The following is a 21,738-nucleotide window of genomic DNA, read 5'->3' on the forward strand; positions in this document are numbered from 1 at the left end:
AATACAGTCGGACATTTCGGGCGCACGGCGCGTCTTCGCGCGTGCGATGCCGTCTCCGACGTACCTTTGGCATCATGGCCACCCGTACGCCGAAAAGCGCATCGAAGGGGCCGGCGAAGCGGTCGACCTCGCCTCGATCGACCCCCGCGAAGCGGCCGGCCACGGCGGCGGGGCGACCGAGGCCGAAGGCCGCGAGCTCCGGCCGCAAGTCCTCCGTGACCCATCCCGACCCGATCAGCTGGGTCTTCACGATGATCGGCAAGCTGATCGTCGGGCTCTGGATGCTGCTCGCCAACGGCATCGGCAGCACCGCCCGCGCGCTCGGCAAGAACGCCCGCGAGCTCGACCCCGCGCACCGGCGCGACGGCGTGGGCCTGTCGGTGCTGGCCGGCGCGATCGTGCTGGCCGCGATGACCTGGCGCAACCCCGAGGGCACGGTCTCCGGCGTCGTCAACACCGTCGTGCACGCCGTGTTCGGCTCGCTGGCCTGGGCGCTGCCGCTGCTGCTCGGCCTGCTGGCCTGGCGTTACCTGCGCCACCCCGACCAGAACGCCGACACCGGCCGCATGGTCATCGGGTGGAGCGCGCTCATGGTCGGCGTGCTCGGCGTCATCCACGTGGCCAACGACACCCCCTACCCGGCGGGCCAGGGGCAGGGCATGGACAAGGTGTCGGCCGCCGGGGGCATGATCGGGTTCATCGTGTCGGCGCCGCCGATGAGCATCCTGCCGTCGTGGATCACGATCCCGCTGCTGCTGCTCCTGTCCGGGTTCGGCGTGCTGGTGATCACCGCCACGCCCGTCCACCGCATCCCCGAGCGGCTGTCGGAGCTGCGGCACATGTTGTTCGAGCGGCACGCCGAGCCGCTCGCGCCGCGCGAGCCCGCCAAGCGCCGGCCGCGGGCCAAGAAGGCGGAGGCCGAGGGCGCCGAGACGGTCAAGCCGTACGACACGCCGGTCATCGCCGAGAAGGACAAGCTGGCCGACCACTCGCCGGAGATCGTGCCCGGGCTCGTCGACGGGCCCGCGGACGAGGAGCCGTCCGTGCCCGAGCGCAGGCCGGAACCGCCGGAGCCCACGCCCGCGCCGCGCAAGGTCGAGCAGCTCGTGCTGTCGCCGCAGGCGGGCCCCTACAGCCTGCCCGACCTGCAGTTCCTCAAGCCGGGCACCGCGCCCAAGCCGCAGACCAAGGCCAACACGACCGTGGTCAACGCGCTGACCAGCGTGCTGGAGCAGTTCTCCATCGACGCGCAGGTGATCGGCTTCACCCGTGGCCCGACGGTCACCCGCTACGAGATCGAGCTCGGCCCGGCGGTCAAGGTGGAGAAGGTCACCGCCCTCACCAAGAACATCGCCTACGCCGTCAAGTCGGCCGACGTCCGGATCCTGTCCCCGATCCCCGGCAAGTCGGCGATCGGCGTCGAGATCCCCAACGCCGACAAGGACCTGGTCGCGCTCGGCGACGTGCTGCGCTCCCAGGTGGCCCAGGCCGACCACCACCCGATGATCGTGGGCCTGGGCAAGGACGTCGAGGGCCGGACCATCGTCGCCAACCTCGCCAAGATGCCCCACCTGCTCATCGCGGGCGCGACCGGCGCCGGCAAGTCGGTCTGCGTCAACGGCCTCATCACCAGCATCCTCATGCGCTCCACCCCCGACGAGGTGCGCATGGTGCTGGTCGACCCCAAGCGCGTCGAGCTCAGCGTCTACGAGGGCATCCCGCACCTCATCACGCCCATCATCACCAACCCGAAGAAGGCCGCCGAGGCCCTGGAATGGGTCGTGGGCGAGATGGACCGCCGCTACGACGACCTGGCCGCCAGCGGGTTCCGGCACGTCGACGAGTTCAACAAGGCCGTGCGCGCGGGCAAGCTGGTGCCGCCGCCGGGCAGCGAGCGGGTCTACCAGCCGTACCCGTACCTGCTGGTGATCGTGGACGAGCTGGCCGACCTCATGATGGTGGCCCCGCGCGACGTCGAGGACTCGATCGTGCGCATCACGCAGCTCGCCCGCGCGGCCGGCATCCACCTGGTGATCGCCACCCAGCGGCCCTCGGTCGACGTCGTCACCGGCCTGATCAAGGCCAACGTGCCGTCCAGGCTGGCCTTCGCGGTGTCGTCGCTGACCGACTCGCGGGTCATCCTCGACCAGCCGGGCGCCGACAAGCTGGTCGGCCAGGGCGACGCGCTGTTCCTGCCGATGGGCGCGAGCAAGCCCATCCGGATCCAGAACGCGTTCGTCTCGGAGAAGGAGATCGCCGAGATCGTCACGCACTGCAAGGAGCAGATGCAGGTCGAGTACCGCGACGACGTGGCCGCCGCGCCGGTCAAGCGGGAGATCGACGAGGAGATCGGCGACGACCTCGACCTGCTGATCCAGGCCGCCGAGCTGATCGTGACCACCCAGTTCGGCTCGACCTCGATGTTGCAGCGCAAGCTGCGGGTCGGCTTCGCCAAGGCCGGACGGCTGATGGACCTGCTGGAGAGCCGCAACGTGGTGGGCCCCAGCGAAGGCTCCAAGGCCCGGGAAGTGCTGGTGAAACCGGACGATCTGCCCGGCCTGCTGGCCGACCTGCGTGGCGAATGACCCCAATGCACGGTTCCACGGCGATAACTGATTGAATATGAACCACTACGCACTGTCGTGGTGGGGAGGCGTTCGCTGTGCAGGAACAGAGCATCGGGGCCATGCTGGCAGCGGCCAGGCAGGCGGCGGGAATGACGGTCGCGCAGGTCAGCGCGGCGACCCGGATCAGAGAAACGATCATCAACCGGATCGAGCAGGATGACTACGACCAGTGCGGGGGCGCGTTCTACTCCCGCGGTCACGTCAAGGCCATAGCCAAGGTCGTCGGGCTCGATCCCGAGGCCACGGTCCACCTGTTCGACCAGCAGTACGGCGGGCCGCCGCAGCCCGTCCGCGCCGCCGCGGTGTTCCAGGCCGACCGCACGCTCGCCCTGCGCGAACGCCGGGGGCCCAACTGGACGATGGCGCTCGGCGTGGCGCTGGCCGTCGTGGTGGTGTTCGGCACGGTGCGCGTGCTCGGCGGCGCGAGCGACCAGGTGCGCACCGCCGACGTGCACGCCATCACGCCCAAGCCCAGCGTGCCGCCGAACACGCCCATCACCGAGGGCCCCAGGGCCGCGGCGGACAAGGGCAAGGCGGGCAAGGGCATGGTCACCCTGAGGATCGAGGCCAGACGTACGTCGTACGTGAACGTGCGCGACGGTCAGGGCCGGATGCTCTTCGCCGGGATGTTGAAGGCCGGGGACAGCTCGACCTGGCGGGCCGCCGAGAAGGTCAGCCTGCTCCTCGGTGACGCCGGAGCGGTGTCCTTGCAGGTCAACGGCAAGAAGGTGGACAAACTCGGGGGCCGGGGCGAGATGGTGACCCGCTCGTTCGGCCTCGACGCGTCGCCTCCGCGGTAGTCCGGCGGGGAGGCCGTGCATCAGGTGGTGGCCAACTCCCGATACCGTAGTGTTCACCATGTCATCCCGCCGAACCGCATCGCTGATCACCCTGGGCTGCGCGCGCAACGAGGTCGACTCCGAGGAGCTGGCCGCGCGACTAGAGGCTGCCGGCTGGCAGCTGGGCGACGACGACCCCGACGTCGTCGTCGTCAACACGTGTGGCTTCATTGACTCGGCCAAGAAAGACTCCATCGACACGCTGCTCGCCGCCGCCGACTCCGGGGCGAAGGTGGTGGCCGCGGGTTGCATGGCCGAGCGCTACGGCAACGAGCTGGCCGAGGCACTGCCCGAGGCGAGCGCCGTCATCTCCTTCGACGACTACACCGAGATCGGCGGCCGGCTCGACGACGTGCTGGCCGGGCGTCCGCTCAAGCCGCACACGCCGCGCGACCGCCGCACGCTGCTGCCCATCTCGCCGGTCGAGCGCGGCAGCGCGCCCAAGACCGGCATCCCGGGCCACGGCGAGCTGCCCGACGGGCTGGCGCCCGCCAGCGGCCCGCGCGTGCTGCGCAAGCGCCTCGACGAGAGCCCGGTCGCCTCGCTCAAGCTGGCCTCCGGCTGCGACCGGCGCTGCACGTTCTGCGCCATCCCGGCCTTCCGCGGGGCCTACGTCTCGCGCAACCCCGACGAGCTGCTCGCCGAGGCCGACTGGCTGGCTCATCGCGGCGTGCGCGAGCTCGTCCTGGTCTCGGAGAACTCCACCTCCTACGGCAAGGACCTGGGCGACCTGCGGGCGCTGGAGAAGCTGCTGCCGCAGCTCGCCGCCGTGCCGGGCATCGACCGGGTGCGGGTCAGCTACCTGCAGCCCGCCGAGCTGCGGCCGGGGCTGATCGACGTCATCACCGCCACCGAGGGCGTGGCCGACTACTTCGACCTGTCCTTCCAGCACGCCAGCGGCGGCGTCCTGCGCCGGATGCGCCGCTTCGGCGACCCCGAGCGTTTCCTCGGCCTCCTGGAGAGCGTGCGCAAGGGCGCTCCCGAGGCGGGCGTGCGCTCCAACTTCATCGTGGGCTTCCCCGGCGAGACCGAGGAGGAGTTCGGCGAGCTGGTCGGCTTCCTGGAGCAGGCCAGGCTCGACGTGATCGGCGTGTTCGGCTACTCCGACGAAGACGGCACGGAGGCGGCCAACCTGCCGGGCAAGCTCGACCAGGAGGTCATCGACGAGCGGGTGCGCGTGCTCACCGAGCTGGCGGAGGAACTGACCGCCCAGCGCGCGGAGGAGCGCATCGGCACGGAGGTCGACGTGCTCATCGACGACGACCTGGGAGACGGCGGCTACGAGGGCCGGGCCGCCCACCAGGGCCCGGAGGTCGACGGCTCGGTGACGGTCCAGGGCATCGGCCTGGTCAAGGGACAGATCGTGCGCGCGGTCGTGGTCGACGCCGAGGGGGTTGACCTGATCGCGCGCATCAAGGCCAGTCCATGACCAGGGACGAGCGCCGCGTGGTGAGCCCGTGGAACATCGCCAACGTCCTCACGGTCCTCCGGTTGGCGCTCGTCCCCTTCTTCGTCGCATGCCTGTTCCTGCCCGGCACCGGCTGGCGGCTGGCCGCCCTGGGGGTGTTCGGGGTCGCCTCGATCACCGACCATCTCGACGGCGAGCTGGCCCGCCGCTACGGGCTGATCACCGATTTCGGCAAGATCGCCGACCCGATCGCCGACAAGGCGCTCACCGGGGCGGCGATGGTCTGCCTGTCGATCCTCGACGAGCTGCCGTGGTGGGTCACGATCGTGATCCTGGGCCGCGAGCTGGGCATCACCCTGCTCCGGCTGGTCCTGCTGCGGCACGCGGTCATCCCGGCCAGCTACGGCGGCAAGGTCAAGACCGTGCTGCAGATCGCCGCCATCGTGCTCTACATCCTGCCGGGGGTGCCCGACCCGCTGCGATGGGTGGTGATGGGCGCGGCGCTGGTCGTGACCGTCGCGACGGGCGTCGACTATCTCGTACGGGCGGTCAAGCTGCGCCAGGTGGCCAGACGGGCGCGTGGGGAGTGAGCTGAGCGATGACGGACGTGGCCGAGGTCCTGGCCCTGCTGGTGCGGCAGAGCGCCACCGTGGCGGTGGCCGAGTCGCTGACCGGCGGGCTCATCGGGGCCGCGTTCACGTCGGTCTCGGGGGCGTCCAAGGCGTTCCGGGGCGGGGTGATCTCCTACGCCACCGATCTCAAGCACGAGTTGCTGGGCGTGCCCGGCGAGCTGCTGCGGCGCGAGGGGGCAGTGCATCCCGAGGTGGCCGCGGCGATGGCCGAAGGGGTCGCCCGGGTGTGCGGGGCGGGATACGGGCTGGCCGTGACGGGTGTGGCCGGCCCCGAACCGCAGGACGGAAAGCCCGTGGGCCTGGTGTACGCCGCGGTCCACGGCCCGGGCGGGGAGAACCTGGTGCGTGAGTTGAGCCTTGAGGGGTCGCGCGAACGTATCCGGGTAAGGACGGTGCACGAGGCAGTCGATCTCCTCGCAGGTGTGCTGAAGGCCAACAAAGGGGAACATTCCGGATGATTACCGTGTTACGTCCCGAGCGAACATGCGAAGCACGGTCTGACGCGGTGTCGGTGGATACGGGTACGGTGGAGCTGTGAGTGAGGTCCGTGAGCCAACTGCAAGCACCGAGCGCCCGGCAGGCGGGCCTGATGAGTCGCGCGACCAGGCACGAGCGGCAGACCCGGGGAGGCGACGCCCCATGATGACGGCGAGGAGTATGTACGAAGCCAAGAAGACCAATGTGCGGCACGATCCGATCGCGCGGGGCGTGGTGAAGACATCCACGCCGGGGAGGGAGCGACAGATGATTCTGCTGCGTCAGCTGCTCGGTGACGTGCTGAGGCGGTTGCGGGTGCGTCAGGGGCGCACGCTACGCGAGGTGTCCACGCTGGCGCGTGTCTCGCTCGGTTATCTTTCCGAGGTCGAGCGTGGCCAGAAGGAAGCCTCGTCAGAGCTGCTTGCGTCCATTTGTGGTGCTCTGGGAGTGCCGCTCTCGCAGGTGTTGCGTGAGGTTTCCGACCAGTTCGCGCTGGCGGAGCTCCAGGCCGCGCCTGTGCTGGCCGACATGCCCGAGCACGAGCGACTGCCCCTTGCCGAGACGGTTCCCGGTTCGATCGGCGACACCGTGTTCCCCGAGGTCAAGGACATGGTGGCGGCCTAACGCGGCTGGCAGCCACCACACCACAGGATCAGCCTTTCCTGTGGCTGTGCCCCCATCTCCCCGCGGCTGATGCGCGTGCCGCATCGGCGACAGGGTCTCCCTGCCCTGCCGTAGACCCAGGTCTGGTTCGCCGGGCGGCGATCACCTGTCGTCACCGTGCCGCCATGCCCCTTGTTGGCCTCCAGCAGCCGGTGGGCCAGCGTGACAAGCCCTTCGAGATCCTCGATCTCCCCGACCTTCCGCCACGGCCAGATCCCGCGCAGGAACAGGGTCTCGGCGCGATAGATCGTGCCGATCCCCGCCAGGTTGCGCTGATCGAGCAGCGCTTCGCCGATCGTCCTGTCCGGTGCCGCTCGTAGCCTTCGCACGGCTTCGCCCGGGTCCCAGTCGGCGCCCAGCAGGTCCGGCCCCAGGTGTCCCACCAGCCGCTCCTCGTCGGCGGTCGTGACCAGGTCGACCATGCCGAGCTTGAGCCCCACCGCCTGCCACTCCGCGTTGGCCAGGATCAGCCGCACCTGGTCGCCGCCGGCCGTGCGCCGCCCCGCGGGCATGACCCGCCAGCTTCCGTCCATGCGCAGGTGGGTGTGCACGGTCAGGCCGCCCTCGACCCGCGTCAGCAGATGTTTGCCCCTGGAGACGGTGGTGAGCACCGTACGGCCGCTCAGGTCCGCGGTGGCGTGCCGTGGGACGCGGAAGTCCGACCTGGTCAGCACGCGGCCGTCGAGCGCGCCGCGCAGGCGCGCCGCGGTGCGGTAGACGGCGTCTCCCTCGGGCATCCCTCCAGTCTAGGTACCCGCCTCCCGGCCGGGACGGCGGCCACGGGCCCGAGGGCGCCCGCCGCCGCCACCGGCCGGCGTCAGTCCCAGGCGGCGGGGTCGGCGGCCAGCTGGCGGACGCGCTCGGGAAGGCTGCCCGTGGCCACCTGCTCGAGCGTGACCTCCTCCAGGATGGCCCGCTCGGTGGCGCGCAACGCGATCCACACCTGCTGCAACGACTCGGCCGGGCCTCGGTAGCCGACGTGTTCGGGACGCTCGCCGCGCACGTTGGCCAGCGGCCCGTCGACGGCCCTGATCACGTCGGCGAGCGAGATGTTCGCGGCGGGCCGGGCCAGCACGTAGCCGCCCTCGGGGCCCCGCTGGCCGCGCACGAGGCCGGCGCGGCGCATCTGGAGCAGGATGTTCTCCAGGTATTTGGGAGGCATGTCCTGTTCCTTGGCGAGCTCACCCACGGTAGTCGGACCCGCGCCGGCTGCGGCGAGTTCAGCGGCGGCACGGAGGGCGTAGTCGACACGAGCGGAAAGGCGCATGTTCTCGATTATCCCTCCTGGTCAACACTGGTTAGGCGCAAGGTCGTCAGAACGGGCAGGTGATCCGAATACGGCAACCTCGGCGCCTGACCGGAAATCGCCGTCAATCCCTTGGTGAGCAGCACGTGGTCGATGCGCTCCTTGGGGGCGTCGGCGGGCGAGGTCGGCGGGTCCCCGAACGCGGTCAGCGGGTCGCTCAGCCCGGCCGCCTTCAGCACCGCCATGGCCGGATCGGCGGGCCGGGTGTTGAGGTCGCCCGCCAGGATCACGGGCCGCCTCACCTGCTCCCCGGCTCCGGCGCCGCGGTGCCCGGCCTCCTCGGCGTCCCGGCCGGCGGCCAGGGAGCGGACGATCGCGGCAACCTCCGGGGCCTGGCCGTCGGGGGCCTGGAGGTGGGTGTTGACGATGCCCACCTCCCTGCCGCCGACGTCCAGGACGACCGTCTGGGCCTGCGCCCCCGTCGGGTAGTCGTGGGCGCCCAGGGGGTGGGAGTGCACCTGCCTGACCGGGAGGTTGGTGAGCAGCGCGTCGCCCCACACCTGGTCGGCGGCGGGCGCGAAGTGGTAGCGCATGCCGAGGCCGCGGGCGATCCTGGCCAGGTCGTCGTGGCCGCCGTTGAGCAGCCAGCCGCGGTCCACCTCGCTGAGCAGCACGACGTCGGGCTTCTGGGCGGCGGCCCAGGCCGCGATCCTGTCGAGCGACAGGCGGCCGTCCAGGCCGTAGCCCATGCGGATGTTGTAGGCGATCAGGGTGAAGGTGTCGCCCTGCTTGGCCCGTACGGGCGGCGCGGACGGCGCCCCGAGCGTGACGAGCCCCACCAGCAGCACGGCGACCGCCATCGGCAGCCAGCCGATGCGGACCGGCGCGGCCGGCGGCGGCGAGTGCCGGACCAGGGCCGTGATCACGCTGAGCACGGCCACCAGCACCGCCGCCGCCACGAGGACCAGGCCGTTGGGGAAGCCGAGGTTCATGTCGTAGGCCGCGTAGTAGACGAACAGCCCGACGAAGAAGACCAGCCCGCCGCCGAGCACGGCCACGCCAGGACGTCGCCCGGCGGGATAGTCGGGCCGCGCGGTTCCGGCGAGCAGGGAGCCGAGCCAGCTGATCACCAGCACGGCGGCGTAGGGCGCCGACAGGGCGAGCAGCACCGTGAAGGCCACCAGCAGGACCCCGAGGATGACGTCGAAGACCGGCGACAGCGGCGGGTGGGCGGCCACCACCACGGCCATGACCAGGACGACGGCGAGCAGGCCGGTGCCCGCCAGCACCTGCCACAGATCGGCCGGGCTCTGTTCCGGCTTGGCCCAGCCCGTGGCGGCCACGCCGGTCAGCAACATCGCCGGGCCGAGCAGGAACCACGTCAGCGCGGGCGCGCGGTCCACCTCGGCGGCCGGCGGGCGCAGGAGGCTCAGGAAGGCGGCGCAGAGCGAGAGCACCGCGAGCCACGGGAGCAGGCCGTCGCGCCAGACCAGGTCCACGCCGTCCAGCAGCAGGTGGACGATCAGCGACAGGCTCAGGCCGCCCATGACGCCGACGGGCACCGCCCGGCGCGGGACGGCGTGGGCGCAGCCGTACAGGAAGACCAGGCCCGCGGTGACGCCGGCGGAGGCGACGGGGAGCTGGCCCACGCCCGCCTGCAACAGGATCCTGGTGAGGACCAGCGCCGCGGCGCCGCCGAGCAGAGCGTGGCGCGGCTTGGCTAACAGCGCCAGGAAAGGCAGGATGAACCAGGCGGCGGCGTAGAGGCCCATCAGCTCCGGCGGCGTCTCGCCCGCGCGACCGAACAGGGTGATCAACGACGGGAGGAAGACTCTCAACACGTCCAGCAGCAGCACGAGGCCGAGCGCGAGCATGATCGCCGGGCCGCGGGGGATTGTCATGAGGCATCCTCGTGTTCGGCTCCGATGATATGCAAGAGCTGGGGCGCTAAACTTCCAACAACCTTTTCGAATTGACGGTGGGAATCAGCGTGGAGCGTCGTCCTGGTGTGCCCAGACTTCTCCGGGAGATCAACGATCGGGCCGCACTGGAGCTGTTGCTGGCCACCGGCCCCATGACGAGGGGGCAGATCGGCGACCTGACCGGTCTGTCCAAGGTCACCGCCTCCCAGACGCTCGCGCGGCTGGAGGAGCGCGGCCTGGTCGAGGTGGTGGGCGCGCAGGCGGGCGGCAGGGGGCCGAACGCGGCGCTCTACTCGGTCATCCCCTCCAGCGCCTACGTGGCCGGTCTGGAGGTCGGGCCCGAGCTCATCTCCACCGCCGTCGCCGACATCCACGGCCGCACCATCGCCGAGGTCACCGTCGATCCCGGCGGCCACGACGACCCGGTGGCCGCCGTGCACGGCGCGATCGTCAAGGCGTGCCGCAGCGCCAAGGTCAGCCTGGCCAAACTGCGCGGCGTGGTGATCGGCACCCCGGGCGTGGTCGATCCGCGCAGCGGCGACGTGCGTTTCTCCTTCGACCTGCCGGGCTGGCACGAGGGCATCCACGAGGCGCTCGCCGGCGACCTGCGGCGCGAGGTGACGATCGAGAACGACGTGAACCTGGCCGCCATCGCCGAGTACGCCGACGGCGCGGCCAAGGGCGTCGACGACTTCGTGCTGGTGTGGGCGAGCCGGGGCCTCGGCATGGCCGTCATGCTGGGCGGCAAGCTCCACCGGGGGCGTTCGGGCAGCGCGGGGGAGATCGGCTACCTGCCGGTGCCCGGCGTGCCGCTGCCGGAGGACATCCGCACCAAGCCGGGCCGGCTGCCGTCGCTGGCGGGCGGCCTGCAGTCGCTGGTGAGCGCCGAGGCGGTGGCCGAGCTGGCCCGCGGCTACGGTTTCGAGGCCGAGAGCGCCGGCGAGTGCGTCGAGGTCGCGGTGGCGGCCGGGTCCCGCGGTGAGCCGATGCTCGACGAGATCGCCCACCGGCTGGCGCTGGGCGTGGCGGCGGTGTGCGTGATCCTCGACCCGGGGCTGGTCGTGCTGGCCGGGGAGGTGGGCCACGCCGGGGGATCCGCGCTGACCTCCAGGGTGGAGGAGGCCGTGGCGCGGATCTGCCCGGTGCGGCCGCAGGTGGTCACCACGGCGGTCGCCCACGCCAACCCGGTGCTGCGCGGCGCGGTGCTGGCCGCCCTGGACCAGGCGCGCGAGGAGCTCCTCGCGCCCTGATCCGGCGGGCCGTGACCGCCCTGCTCAGGCGGTGATCAGTTCCACGGCGGCCTGGGCGTTGGCCCTGGCCGCCCCGTACGTGGCGATGTAGGCGGCGCTGTCGGGCCGCCAGACGGGCAGGCCCATCTCGATCACCGTCGCGTCCTGGCGGGCCGCCACCAGAGCGGAGACCAGTTCCTGGCTCGCCTGGTAGCGGTGGGCGTCCTTCACCACGATGACCAGCGACCGGTTCACGGCCTTGGCCAGCAGGGCGGGGACGTCGGCGGCCGCGGGCTCGACGCGGACGATCTCGGCGTCCGGCAGCCACGGGCCCACACCCCATGGCACGTTCCCCACGGCGATCGTGGGCGGGGTGTCCACCTCGATCACCAGGGGTTCCACCAGGGGTTCCGTCTCGCCGGTCAGCTGCACGGCGCGGCGGGCGGCGTGCAGGCCGACCCCGTTCTGCGCGGTCGCGATCACCTCGGGCGTGCCGAACCAGGCGCGCAGCGCCCCCACACGCTCGGCCGCCTCCTCCAGCCTGGCGGCCGGCAGCCGGCCCTCGGTCACCGCGGCCACGATCTCCCCGATGACCCGCTGGACGTCGTCCTCGCCGGGGATCGGGCCGAGGCAGATCAGGTCCGCCCCGGCCGCGAGCGTGAGCACGGCGCCGTTGGCCAGGCCGACGCTCTTGGTGATCGCGTGCATGTCCAGCGCGTCCGTGATCACCACGCCGTCGTAGCCGAGCTCGCCCCTGAGGAGCCCGGTCAGAGCGGCGGGTGACAGGGTGGCCGGAGTGTCCCCGGTCACCACCGGAACGGCCACGTGGGCGGTCATCACGGTCCTGGCGCCGGCCTCGATGGCCGCCTGGAACGGCGCGAGCTCGCGGGCGCGCAGCACGTCCAGGCCGACGTCCACGACGGGCACGGCCAGGTGGGAGTCCACCCGGGTGGCGCCGTGGCCGGGGAAGTGCTTGACGCAGGCGGCCACGTTCACCGACTGCAGGCCGTTGACCGCCGCCACCGTGTGCCTGGCCACCAGCGCCGGGTCGGCGCCGAAGGACCTGGTCCCGATCACCGGGTTGTCGGCCTCGGTGTTGACGTCCGCGCTCGGCGCGAGGTCCAGGTTGATGCCGCACGCGGCCAGCTCCGACCCGATCGCCGCGTAGACCCGGCAGGTCAGGTCCACGTCGTCGACCGCCCCCAGCGCCGCGTTCCCCGGGTACGGGCTGCCGACGTGGTAGGCCAGCCGGGTGACGTCCCCGCCCTCCTCGTCGAGCGAGATGACGGGCTCGGCCGAGGCGCGCAACGTCGTGGTGAGCGACCTGACCTGGTCGGGACCGGCGACGTTGAACCCGAAGAGCGTCACGCCGCCCAGGCCGTTGTCCAGCTCACGCAGCACCCAGTCGGGCGCCGTGGTGCCCTGGAAGGCGACGAGCAGCGTGCCGGCCGCGAGGCGACGCAGCCCCCGATCACTCTGACTCATGGCTCCTCATCACTTGAATGAAGGCACGACCGGGTACGGCCCGGACCAGCCGAGCCGTACGAGGATCAGTGCCTGTTACCCCTTCACGGCGCCGGCGGTGAGACCGGCGACCATGCGGCGTTGTACCAGCAGGAAGAAGACGACCACCGGAAGGGTCATCAGGGTGGAACCGGCCATGATCGCGCCCCAGTCGACGCCCTTCTGGCCGAAGAAGTACTGCAGGGCGACCGGCATCGTGTAGCCCTCGGACCCCGACATCAGGTAGAGGGCGAACACCAGATCGTTCCAGGCGGTGATGAACGAGAAGATGCTCGTGGCCACCAACCCCGGCGCGACCAGCGGGAACAGCACCTTCCAGAACGTCGTCAGGCGGCTGGCGCCGTCGATCCAGGCCGCCTCCTCCAGCGTCCGCGGCACCGCGGCCACGAACGTGCGCAACATCCAGATGCCGAACGGCAGCGTCAGCGCGACCTGGGTGATGATCAGTCCGAGGAGCTGGTCACCGAGGCCGACCCGCTTGACCATCATGTACAGCGGGATGAGCAGGCCCTCGGCCGGCAACATCTGCACGATCAGCAGGATGACCAGGAACGTGCCGCGCCCCTTGAAGCGGAAGCGGGCGATGGCCGTGGCCGACAGCAGCGCGAAGACCGAGCCGATGAGCACGGTGCCGAGCGCCACGATCGCGCTGTTGCGCATGTAGAGCCAGATGGAGTTGTTCGCCACGCCCTCGGTCAGCACCCGCGCGAAGTGGTCGAAGGTGAAGTGCGTCGGGAACGGGATGAACTCCGTCGTGAAGATCTGGTCGTTCTCCTTGAAGCCGGTGGAGACCATCCAGTAGACGGGGAAGACCGCGTAGAGGAAGACCAGCACACCGGCCGTGTTCAGGAGGATCTTCCCGAGCTTCTTGCGGGCCAGCGCGTTCACATCTCCTCCTGCTTCACGATCTGCCGGACGTACGCGACGGTGATGATGAGCAGGATGATCGTCAGCACGATGGAGATCGCCGCGCCCGTGCCCAGCTTCTGCGGGGGCTTGAACGCCTCCGCGACCGCGTACATCGACAGGTTGAAACCGTCGCGGTTGGTCGGGCCGTTCATCAGCACGTAGAGCTGGCTGAAGACCTTGAAATCCCAGATGATCGACAGGATCGTCAGGACGGCGAAGACCGGCTTGAGCAGCGGCAGGGTGATCTTCCTGAACGTCCGCCACGCCCCCGAGCCGTCGACCTTGGCCGCCTCGTACAGCTCGGACGGGATGCCCTTGAGGCCCGCCAGCACCGAGACCGCGATGAACGGGAACCCGGCCCACACCACGCACACGATCAGCGCGACGTAGAGCGGGAAGGTGTCGTTGAGCCAGGGGGTGCCCGACCAGTCCCGCTGGCCGGCGGGCGGCGCGGCCAGCCAGTCGGGCAGCAGGTTGAGCAGCCAGTTCACGATGCCGGACTCGGCGTCGAAGAGCGAGCGCCAGATGACGCCCTGCGCGACCGGCGGCACGGCCCAGGCGAACATGCACCCGATGACCACGAACAGGGACATCTTCTTGCCGAGCTTGTTCAGCAGCACGCCGACCGCGGTTCCCACGATCAGGGTGAGGCTGACGGCGACGAAGGCGAACACCACGGTGTTGCGCAGAGCCGACCAGAAGATGTCGTTGGAGAGGACCTTGTTGAAGTTGTCCAGACCCACCCATTCGGCCGGCTTGCTGCCCCTGATCTGCGCGAGCCCGACCTTCTGGAAGGCCATCACGCCGAGCTGGAACATCGGGTACAGCAGCAGTCCCGCGATGACCAGCAGACCGGGGATGAGCAGCACGTACGGGATGCTCCACGTGGGCATCCCGGTGGCCTTGACGGGCCCGCCGCCCTTCTTACGGCGGCGCCCCGGGGCGGGGGACGAGCCCCTGCCCCGGGTGACCGTAGTCGTGTTCGCCATCGTTACTGGTTCAGGATCTCTTCGAGTTCCTTGTTGGCGTCAGCGAGAGCCGTGGTGGTGTCCTTCTTGCCCTCGATGACGGCGCGCGCCGCGTTCTGCAGCACGGCCTTGGTGGCGTCGGCCTCGGCCCAGTTCGGGTCGGCCGGGAACGCCTTGGCCTTGGCGAAGGCCTGGGCGAACGGGCCCTGCGCCGGGTCCTCGTTCAGCGCCGCCAGGGTGTCGGGGTAGACCGGCAGCAGGCCGCCTTCCTTGGCGTAGCGGTCGGCCCAGGTCTTGCTGGTGGCGAGCTTGATGTACTCCTTGCCGAGGTCGGCCTCCTTGGTGCCGCCCCACAGCGCGATGTCGTTGCCGCCGAAGAAGGACGGGGCCAGGCCGCCGGTCTTGGCGGGCAGCGGGAAGAAGCCGAGCTTGTCGCCCTTCAGCTTGCCCTTCGAGTCCTCCTCGATGCCGGGCAGGTCCCAGCCGGCGGTGAGGTACATCGCCACCTTGTTGTTGGCGAAGCGCTTGCGGATGTCGACGGTGTTCAGCGTCAGGTTCGCCTTGCTGGACAGGCCGCCGGTGACCAGACCGGTGTAGGTCTCGAAGCCCTTCTGGAAGCCGGGGTCGGTCAGCTTGCCGACCCACTTGTCGCCCTCCTTGACGGCGAACTCGCCGCCCTCGGACCAGGCGAACGCGGCCAGCAGGTGGTTGGCGTCGGAGCCGCCGTTGAAGGCGAAGCCGTCGACGCCGGCGCCCTTCTCCTTCTGGATCTTCTTGGCCGCGGCGACGAGCTCGTCCCAGGTCTTGGGAACCTCGATCTTCAGGTCGGCGAACCAGTCCTTGCGGTAGAGCACCGCGCGGGCGCCGGCGCCCCACGGGATGCCGTAGATTTCGCCGTCGACCGTCTCGTAGCCGTAGAGGTTCTCGGGGATCTGGGCCCGGTCGCCCTCACGCGCGATGTCGGTGATGGGGGTGAGCGCGTCCTGGCTCTGCCACATCGGGACCTGGTCGTTGCCGATCTCGGTCACGTCCGGGCCGGTGCCGGTCGCGGCGGCGGCGAACTTGTCGGCCACCTGCGGCCACGGGATCCACTCAAGCTTGACCTCGGCGCCGGTCTGCTTCTTGAACTCGGCGTTGAGCTCTTCCATGTACTTGGCGGCGGCAGGGTTGCTGTCGCCCAGACGCCACACGCTGAGCGTCTTGCCCGCGAACTTCGGGCCACTGGAAGCGGGGGCGGCCGCGCTGGACGACGGCTTCGGCTCCTCGCTTGACCCACAGGCGGCCAGGCCCAGGGCCAGGGCGGCCGTGGTGACCGTAGTGGCTGTGATCTTCGCGATCCTCACAGGGTTCTCCCTTCCCGGGTGCTGGCCTACGGTCCGCACCAGGCTGATCGTCAAATGCCGAACGACGCTGTTAAACTAACAAGAAACTTTCTTAAAAGAAACGCTCGTTAGCCATTCGTGACGAGAGGGGTGCGGTAATGAGTCGAAGCCCGGGGATCCCCCGGCTGCTGCGCAGGTTGAACGACCGCTCGGCACTTGAACTCCTTCTCGCGGACGGTCCGCTGACCCGTGCCGAACTGGGGGAGCGAACGGGGCTATCCAAGGTAACCGCAGGTCAGCTGCTCGCTCGACTCGAAGAGCGGGGGCTGGTGGAGGTCGCCGGCGAGCGCGCCGGCGGCCGGGGCCCGCACGCCGCCCTGTACGCCGTGGTTCCGTCGAGCGCGTACGTCGCCGGGCTGGAGGTGCTGCCCGACAGCCTCACCGTCGGTGTGGCGGACATCACAGGTAAAATCGTTGTCGAGGTGACGGTCAACCCGTCCGACGCCCGCGATCCGGTCAAGGCGGTGCACTCGGCCGTCCAGCGGGCCTGCGCCACCGCCAGCGTCGAGCTCTCCCAGCTCCGCTCCTTCGTCATCGGCACCCGAGGCGTCGTCGATCCCCGCAGCGGCGACGTGCGCTGGTCCTACGACCTGCCCGACTGGCACGTCGGCGTGCTGGCCAGCCTGCGCCAGACCCTCGGCGGCTCGGTGACGATAGAGAACGACGTCAACCTGGTCGCCCTGGCCGAGAGCCGCTACGGCGCTGCCGTCGGCCACGACGACTTCGTGGTCATCTGGGCCGGCGTCGGCCAGGGCCTCGGCGTCATGCTCGGCGGCCGGCTGCACCGCGGCATCACCGGCGGCGCGGGCGAGATCGGCTGGCTGCCGGTGCCGGGCGAGCCGCTGCCGTCCGACGTCTCGCAGCCGCAGTCGGGCTCCTTCCAGCGCCTGGTGGGCCACGACGCCCTGCGCGGCCTGGCCGGCGAGCACGGCGTGATCGGCTATACCGTGCCCGACCTGGTCCGCAACGGCGACGAGGACTACCTGGACGAGGTGGCGGGCCGCCTGGCCGTGGGCGCGGCGGCCGTGGCCGTCGTGCTCGACCCCGGGCTGATCGTGCTCAGCGGCGACGTCGGCCGGGCCGGCGGCGAGCGGCTGGCCGCCAAGGTGGAGGAGGCCGTGGCCCGCGTGTGCCCGAGCCAGCCGACCGTGGTGACCACCAAGGTGACCGGCAACGCGGTGCTGCGCGGGGCCATGGTCGCGGCCCTGGAACAGGCCCGGGAGCAGGTTTTCTCCGACACTGTGTGAGAATTTCTGCCCATGTGGCAGCTCGACACCGACGTAGTCCTCATCTCCGACCCGCGCGTCTCGGCGATCCCCGTCCAGGAGTGCGGTGAGCCGCTGGCCGACGTACGCGGGCGGCTGCGGGTCGACACGCGGATGGCCGACGCCGACGGCGCGTACGCGCACCTGCGCGCGGGGCTGCTCGACCGGCTGGAGCGGGCCGAGAGCTCGTTGCCCGACGGCTTCCACCTGCTGATCGTCGAGGGATACCGGCCCATCGCCACGCAGCGGCGCATCTTCGAGGGGTACCGCGCGGAGCTCCTCACCACTTACCCCGACATGACGCCTGACGAGTCCTATGTTGCGGCAAGTCGGTATGTGTCTCCCGTCGAGGTCGCCCCCCACACCGCCGGCGCCGCCGTCGACCTGACCCTGTGCGCCCCCGACGGCACCGAGTACGACATGGGCACCCAGGTCAACGACACCCCCGAGGAGAGCGGCGGCGCCTGTTACACGGCCGCCGCCGGCGTCCCGGCGCAGGCCCGCGCCCACCGCGAGATCCTGGCCGCCGCCCTGGAACCCGTCGGCCTGGTCAATTACCCGACCGAGTGGTGGCACTGGTCGTACGGCGACCGCTACTGGGCCATGTCCACCGGCGCCCCCGCCGCCCTGTACGGTCCTGCCCCCTTCTAGCCAGGTTTTCCCCCGGCAGCGGTACGGGCACAACCTGTGGCGGAGGCTCTTCGGACTCCCCCAGCGAGGTGTGCATGGTTCCGTTGATCGGGATCGAAGAGGAATACCTCGTCGTCGATCCCCGCACCCGCCACGTGTCCCCCCGGGCGGCCGAGGTCCTGGCCGCCGCGACGGACATGCTCGACGTGGCCCACGAGATCACCCGTTTCCAGGTGGAGGCCCGTACGCCGCCCTCCGCCGACCTCAGTGAGCTGGGCTCCCAGCTCCGGGCAGCACGGAAGGAGGTGGCCGAGGCGGCCCGGTCCTGCGGCCTGGCGGTCGTGGCCAGCGGCATCCCGGTGCTCGGCAACGTCATGCCGCCGCCGCTCACCGACGACCACCGCTATCTGCAGGGCAAGGAGCTCTACCGGGCGTTGCAGGACGAGATCAGCATCTGCGCGCTGCACGTGCACGTCGACGTACCGGACGAGGAGATCGCCGTCTATGTCGGCAACCATCTCAGACCCTGGCTGCCGACGCTGATCGCGCTGGCCGCCAACTCGCCGTTCTTCGTGGGCCGCGACACCGGCTACGCGTCCTGGCGGGTGATCAGCTGGGGGCGGTGGCCGGTGTCCGGGGCGCCGCCGTACTTCCCGACGTTCGGCGACTACGAGCTGGCGCTGCGCGCGCTGTCGGAGTCGGGCGCGCTGATGGACCCCAAGACGGTCTTCTGGGACACCCGTCCGTCGCCGAGGCTGCCGACGGTCGAGATCAGGGTGGCCGACGTGCCGCTCGACGTGAGCGACAGCCTGACGATCATCGGCCTGATCCGGGCCCTGGTCGTGACCGCGTTGCGGGAGGTGGCGCGCGGCGACCGCGGGCTGCCGATCCCGTCGGAGGTGCTGCGGGCCGCCTACTGGCGGGCCGCCCGGGACGGCCTGGTCGGCGACAGCCTCGACGTGCGGCACGGGACGCTCGTGCCCGCCACGGTGATGGCCCGCCGCCTGTTCGGCCACGTGAGCGCCGCGCTGGCCGAGGCCGGCGACCTGACCTTCATCGAAGAGGGCCTGGAACGGCTGCTGAGCAAGGGCTCCGGGGCGGTGCGCCAGCGGCGCGTGCACGCCCGGGGCAACGACCTGAACGACGTGGTCGATGACCTGATCGAGGCCACCGTCGCCTGAACCGCCCGTTCAACACGCTACGACGCACGTACGACGCAGCTACGACCCAGGTACGACCCAGCTACCACGCAGTTTTCGACGCAGTTTCAACGCAGCGCGAGCACCGCCGCCACGCCGAGGCCGAAGGTCACGACGACCCCGCGCAGCACGTTCGGCGGCATGAGCCGGGCCACGCGGGTGCCGAGGAAGCCACCCGCCAGGCTGGCCGGCGCCACCACCGCCACGGCCTGCCACTCCACCGGGCCGAACAGCGCGAACGCCACCACCGACACCGTACTGACGACCAGCGACAACGCGGCCCGTACGGCGTTGACCCGGTGCAGGTCGTCGTGCAGGAACATGCCGAGCACGGCCAGCAGCAGCACGCCCATCCCGCCGTTGAAGTAGGCGCCGTAGCAGCCGCCCAGGAACACCCCGGCGTACACCAGCCTGCTCGGCGGCCGCCCGGCCGCGCCGCCGAAGCGGTCCTTGAGCCACGGCTGGGCCAGCAGCGCGAGGCTGGCGAACGTCACCAGCCACGGCACCAGCGAGTCGAACAGCCGGCCAGGCGTGAGCAGCAGCAGCGAACAGCCCGCCACGGCGCCCGCCACCGTGGCGGCCGACAGCGCCGCCACCCTGCGCCGCTGCCCGCGCAGCTCGGCGCGGTAGCCGACGACGCCGCCCAGGTAGCCGGGCCACAGGGCCACCGCGTTGGTCACCGACGCCGTGACGCCCGGGTAGCCGAACGCCACCAGCGCCGGGAAGGAGATCAGCGTGCCGCCCCCGGCCAGAGCATTGACCGCCCCCGCCAGCAACCCGGCCCCGACCAGAAAGACAACCTCCCCCACCGTCACCACCCCACCTCCGGCCAGGACGCCCGGTCGGTGGTGGTCCGCGCCTTAGGGCGGGACGTGTGGTCGCTGGCGGTCCGCGCCTTTGGGCGGGACGTGTGGTGGCTGGTCATCGGCCCGCCGCGTAGCCCTGGGCGCCGCGGGGGTTGGCGGCGGCGCGCAGGAAGGCGCCGTCGCGGGCCACCGCGCTCAGCCTGCCGAGCGACCACGGCCCCTCGACCTCGACCGCGTGCCCACGCCGCCGCAGCTCGGCCACCACCCCCGGGTCGAGCCGCTCCTCGACGTGCAGCACCCCGGGACGCGAGCCACGCGGGAAGAACGAGCTGGGGAAATGCGCGGAGTGGAACATGGGCGCCTCTATCGCCTCCTGGAGGTTCAGCCGCCCGTGCACGACGGCCAGGAAGAAGTTGACGCTCCACTGGTCCTGCTGGTCACCGCCCGGCGTGCCGAACGCCAGCCACGGCCTGCCGTCCCTGGTGGCGAACGACGGCGAGAGCGTGGTGCGCGGCCGCGCGCCGGGCCGCAGCGAGGCGGGCAGCCCCTCCTGCAGCCAGAACATCTGCGCCCTGGTGCCCAGGCAGAAGCCCAGCTCGGGGATCGTGGGGGAGCTCTGCAACCAGCCGCCGCTGGGCGTGGCCGAGACCATGTTGCCGAACCGGTCCACGACGTCCATGTGGCAGGTGTCGCCCCGCACCGCGCCGTCCGGCGTCACCGTCTGCTCACCGGCGCCGGTCAGGGTGCGCGGGCCGCCGGTCGGCGGTGCGTCGTGGCGGGCGACCGTCGGCTCGCCGATACCCGGACGAACCGTCGGCTCGCCGATGCCCGGACGAACCGTCGGCTCGCCGATGCCCGGACGAACGGGCGCCGGAATGGCGGGGGAGCCGGCCGTCGTGCCGGGCGGGAGGACCGGCAGCCGCGGCTCCCGGCCGCCGGGCGCGCCCGGCCGCAGCTCCAGGCTGGCCTCGGGCCCGATCAGCCGCCGTCGTTCATCGTTGTACGCCGCGCTCAGCAGGTCGGCCATGGGCACGTCCGCGTCGCCGTACCAGGCTTCGCGGTCGGCGAAGGCGAGCTTGGCCGCCTCGGTCACCACGTGCACGTAGTCGGCGCCCAGGAAGTCGGCGGCGTCGAGGTCGAACCCGGACAGCAGGGCGAGCTGCTGCAGGAAGACCGGCCCCTGCCCCCAAGGTCCCGTCTTGTACACGGTGTGCCCGCGGTAGTCGAAGCTCACCGGCTCCTCGACCGTGGCGGACCAGCGGGCCAGGTCGTCCCCGGTGAGCAGGCCGCCGTGGACCTCGCCCGAGCTGTCCCGCCAGGCGGTGCCGGTGCTGAAACCGGCGACGGCCTCGGCGACGAAACCCTCGTACCAGGCGTGCCGGGCGGCGGCGAGCTGACCTTCGCGGGTGGCCGACGCGGCCTCGGCCTCGGCGACCAGCCTGCGATAGGTCGCCGCGAGCACCGGGTTGGCCAGCCTCGAACCGGGCGCGGGCACCCGGCCGTCCGGCAGCCAGGTGGCCGCCGACGTGGGCCAGTCGTGCCGGAACAGCTCCTCGACCGTCCCGATCGTGGCGGCGATCCGGTCGAGCACCGGCACGCCGCGCTCGGCGTAGTGGATCGCCGGAGCCAGAACCTCGGCCAGCGACCAGGTGCCCCAGCGCTCCAGCAGCAGCATCCAGCCGCCGAACGCGCCCGGCACCGTCGCTGCCAGCAGACCCGTGCCGGGGACGACGTCCAGGCCCATCGCGGCGAAGCGCTCGACGGTCGCGGCGGCGGGGGCGACGCCCTGGCCGCACACCGCCGACACCTTCTGCTCCTGCTCGCTCCACAGCAGGATCGGCGCCTCGCCGCCGGGGCCGTTCAGGTGCGGTTCGGCGACCTGGAGCACGAACCCGGCCGTCACCGCCGCGTCGAAGGCGTTGCCGCCGCGCTCCAGCACGCCCATCCCGGCCGCCGAGGCCAGCCAGTGGGTGCTGGCGACCATGCCGAAGTCGCCCGTCAGCTCGGGCCTG

At 71.3% G+C, this 21,738-nt stretch carries 19 protein-coding genes; 10 read left to right on the forward strand and 9 right to left on the reverse strand.

The window, feature by feature from the left end; translation table 11 throughout:
- Positions 1 to 74: 74 nt before the first annotated feature.
- The 6 genes from AB0J76_RS28850 to AB0J76_RS28875 all read left to right on the forward strand — a co-directional run bounded on the left by AB0J76_RS28850 (position 75) and on the right by AB0J76_RS28875 (position 6,607).
- Positions 75 to 2,585 (forward strand): DNA translocase FtsK, encoded by a 2,511-nt coding sequence (locus AB0J76_RS28850; protein ID WP_352323165.1) that lies wholly within the window; start codon positions 75 to 77, stop codon positions 2,583 to 2,585.
- 77 nt (positions 2,586 to 2,662) lie between these two features.
- A complete protein-coding gene (locus tag AB0J76_RS28855; protein ID WP_352323164.1) occupies positions 2,663 to 3,427 on the forward strand; it encodes a helix-turn-helix domain-containing protein in 765 nt (254 codons plus the stop codon).
- A 58-nt stretch (positions 3,428 to 3,485) separates the two neighbouring features.
- The gene (rimO, locus tag AB0J76_RS28860; protein WP_352323163.1) at positions 3,486 to 4,895 is read left to right on the forward strand and encodes a 30S ribosomal protein S12 methylthiotransferase RimO; all 1,410 of its coding nucleotides are present in this window, start codon (positions 3,486 to 3,488) and stop codon (positions 4,893 to 4,895) included.
- Positions 4,892 to 5,464, forward strand: coding sequence for a CDP-diacylglycerol--glycerol-3-phosphate 3-phosphatidyltransferase (gene pgsA / locus AB0J76_RS28865; protein WP_352323162.1), 573 nt, complete (start codon positions 4,892 to 4,894; stop codon positions 5,462 to 5,464). Before rimO ends, pgsA begins: the two co-directional genes overlap by 4 nt.
- An 8-nt stretch (positions 5,465 to 5,472) precedes the next feature.
- On the forward strand, positions 5,473 to 5,964 hold the full coding sequence (locus AB0J76_RS28870; protein ID WP_352323161.1) for a nicotinamide-nucleotide amidohydrolase family protein: 492 nt from the start codon (positions 5,473 to 5,475) through the stop codon (positions 5,962 to 5,964).
- A gap of 286 nt (positions 5,965 to 6,250) precedes the next feature.
- Positions 6,251 to 6,607, forward strand: coding sequence for a helix-turn-helix transcriptional regulator (locus AB0J76_RS28875; RefSeq protein WP_352323171.1), 357 nt, complete (start codon positions 6,251 to 6,253; stop codon positions 6,605 to 6,607).
- Here AB0J76_RS28875 and AB0J76_RS28880 read toward each other — a convergent pair.
- The 3 genes from AB0J76_RS28880 to AB0J76_RS28890 all read right to left on the reverse strand — a co-directional run bounded on the left by AB0J76_RS28880 (position 6,604) and on the right by AB0J76_RS28890 (position 9,793).
- Positions 6,604 to 7,383 (reverse strand): DNA-formamidopyrimidine glycosylase family protein, encoded by a 780-nt coding sequence (locus tag AB0J76_RS28880; protein WP_352323160.1) that lies wholly within the window; start codon positions 7,381 to 7,383, stop codon positions 6,604 to 6,606. The genes AB0J76_RS28875 and AB0J76_RS28880 overlap by 4 nt on opposite strands.
- A gap of 80 nt (positions 7,384 to 7,463) precedes the next feature.
- Positions 7,464 to 7,913 carry an Rrf2 family transcriptional regulator gene (locus AB0J76_RS28885; protein WP_352323159.1) on the reverse strand — a complete coding sequence of 150 codons (450 nt, stop codon included), beginning with the start codon at positions 7,911 to 7,913 and terminating at the stop codon, positions 7,464 to 7,466.
- 8 nt (positions 7,914 to 7,921) lie between these two features.
- A complete protein-coding gene (locus AB0J76_RS28890) occupies positions 7,922 to 9,793 on the reverse strand; it encodes an endonuclease/exonuclease/phosphatase family protein (RefSeq protein WP_352323158.1) in 1,872 nt (623 codons plus the stop codon).
- 89 nt (positions 9,794 to 9,882) lie between these two features.
- Here AB0J76_RS28890 and AB0J76_RS28895 point away from each other — a divergent pair, with 89 nt between their 5' ends.
- Positions 9,883 to 11,064: an ROK family transcriptional regulator gene (locus AB0J76_RS28895; protein ID WP_352323170.1), complete on the forward strand. Its 1,182-nt coding sequence runs from the start codon at positions 9,883 to 9,885 to the stop codon at positions 11,062 to 11,064.
- Between the two features lie 24 nt (positions 11,065 to 11,088).
- Here AB0J76_RS28895 and AB0J76_RS28900 read toward each other — a convergent pair whose 3' ends face one another.
- The 4 genes from AB0J76_RS28900 to AB0J76_RS28915 all read right to left on the reverse strand — a co-directional run bounded on the left by AB0J76_RS28900 (position 11,089) and on the right by AB0J76_RS28915 (position 15,787).
- The gene (locus tag AB0J76_RS28900; RefSeq protein WP_352323157.1) at positions 11,089 to 12,528 is read right to left on the reverse strand and encodes a glycoside hydrolase family 3 protein; all 1,440 of its coding nucleotides are present in this window, start codon (positions 12,526 to 12,528) and stop codon (positions 11,089 to 11,091) included.
- A gap of 75 nt (positions 12,529 to 12,603) precedes the next feature.
- The gene (locus AB0J76_RS28905; protein ID WP_352323156.1) at positions 12,604 to 13,455 is read right to left on the reverse strand and encodes a carbohydrate ABC transporter permease; all 852 of its coding nucleotides are present in this window, start codon (positions 13,453 to 13,455) and stop codon (positions 12,604 to 12,606) included.
- The gene (locus AB0J76_RS28910) at positions 13,452 to 14,465 is read right to left on the reverse strand and encodes a sugar ABC transporter permease (RefSeq protein WP_352323155.1); all 1,014 of its coding nucleotides are present in this window, start codon (positions 14,463 to 14,465) and stop codon (positions 13,452 to 13,454) included. Before AB0J76_RS28910 ends, AB0J76_RS28905 begins: the two co-directional genes overlap by 4 nt.
- 2 nt (positions 14,466 to 14,467) lie before the next feature.
- Positions 14,468 to 15,787 carry an extracellular solute-binding protein gene (locus AB0J76_RS28915; protein ID WP_352323154.1) on the reverse strand — a complete coding sequence of 440 codons (1,320 nt, stop codon included), beginning with the start codon at positions 15,785 to 15,787 and terminating at the stop codon, positions 14,468 to 14,470.
- A 137-nt stretch (positions 15,788 to 15,924) separates the two neighbouring features.
- Here AB0J76_RS28915 and AB0J76_RS28920 point away from each other — a divergent pair, with 137 nt between their 5' ends.
- The 3 genes from AB0J76_RS28920 (at position 15,925) to AB0J76_RS28930 (ending at position 18,902) form a co-directional block, all read left to right on the forward strand.
- Complete coding sequence (locus AB0J76_RS28920; protein WP_352323153.1) at positions 15,925 to 17,073, forward strand: ROK family transcriptional regulator; 1,149 nt, start codon at positions 15,925 to 15,927, stop codon at positions 17,071 to 17,073.
- 12 nt (positions 17,074 to 17,085) lie between these two features.
- On the forward strand, positions 17,086 to 17,742 hold the full coding sequence (locus AB0J76_RS28925; RefSeq protein WP_352323152.1) for a M15 family metallopeptidase: 657 nt from the start codon (positions 17,086 to 17,088) through the stop codon (positions 17,740 to 17,742).
- A gap of 74 nt (positions 17,743 to 17,816) precedes the next feature.
- A complete protein-coding gene (locus tag AB0J76_RS28930; RefSeq protein ID WP_352323151.1) occupies positions 17,817 to 18,902 on the forward strand; it encodes a glutamate--cysteine ligase in 1,086 nt (361 codons plus the stop codon).
- An 86-nt stretch (positions 18,903 to 18,988) separates the two neighbouring features.
- Here AB0J76_RS28930 and AB0J76_RS28935 read toward each other — a convergent pair whose 3' ends face one another.
- Positions 18,989 to 19,729: a sulfite exporter TauE/SafE family protein gene (locus AB0J76_RS28935; protein ID WP_352323150.1), complete on the reverse strand. Its 741-nt coding sequence runs from the start codon at positions 19,727 to 19,729 to the stop codon at positions 18,989 to 18,991.
- 112 nt (positions 19,730 to 19,841) lie between these two features.
- Positions 19,842 to 21,710 carry a gamma-glutamyltransferase gene (locus tag AB0J76_RS28940; RefSeq protein ID WP_352323169.1) on the reverse strand — a complete coding sequence of 623 codons (1,869 nt, stop codon included), beginning with the start codon at positions 21,708 to 21,710 and terminating at the stop codon, positions 19,842 to 19,844.
- Between the last annotated feature and the right edge of the window lie 28 nt (positions 21,711 to 21,738).

Source organism: Nonomuraea sp. NPDC049624, assembly GCF_040675255.1.
GTDB lineage: Bacteria > Actinomycetota > Actinomycetes > Streptosporangiales > Streptosporangiaceae > Nonomuraea.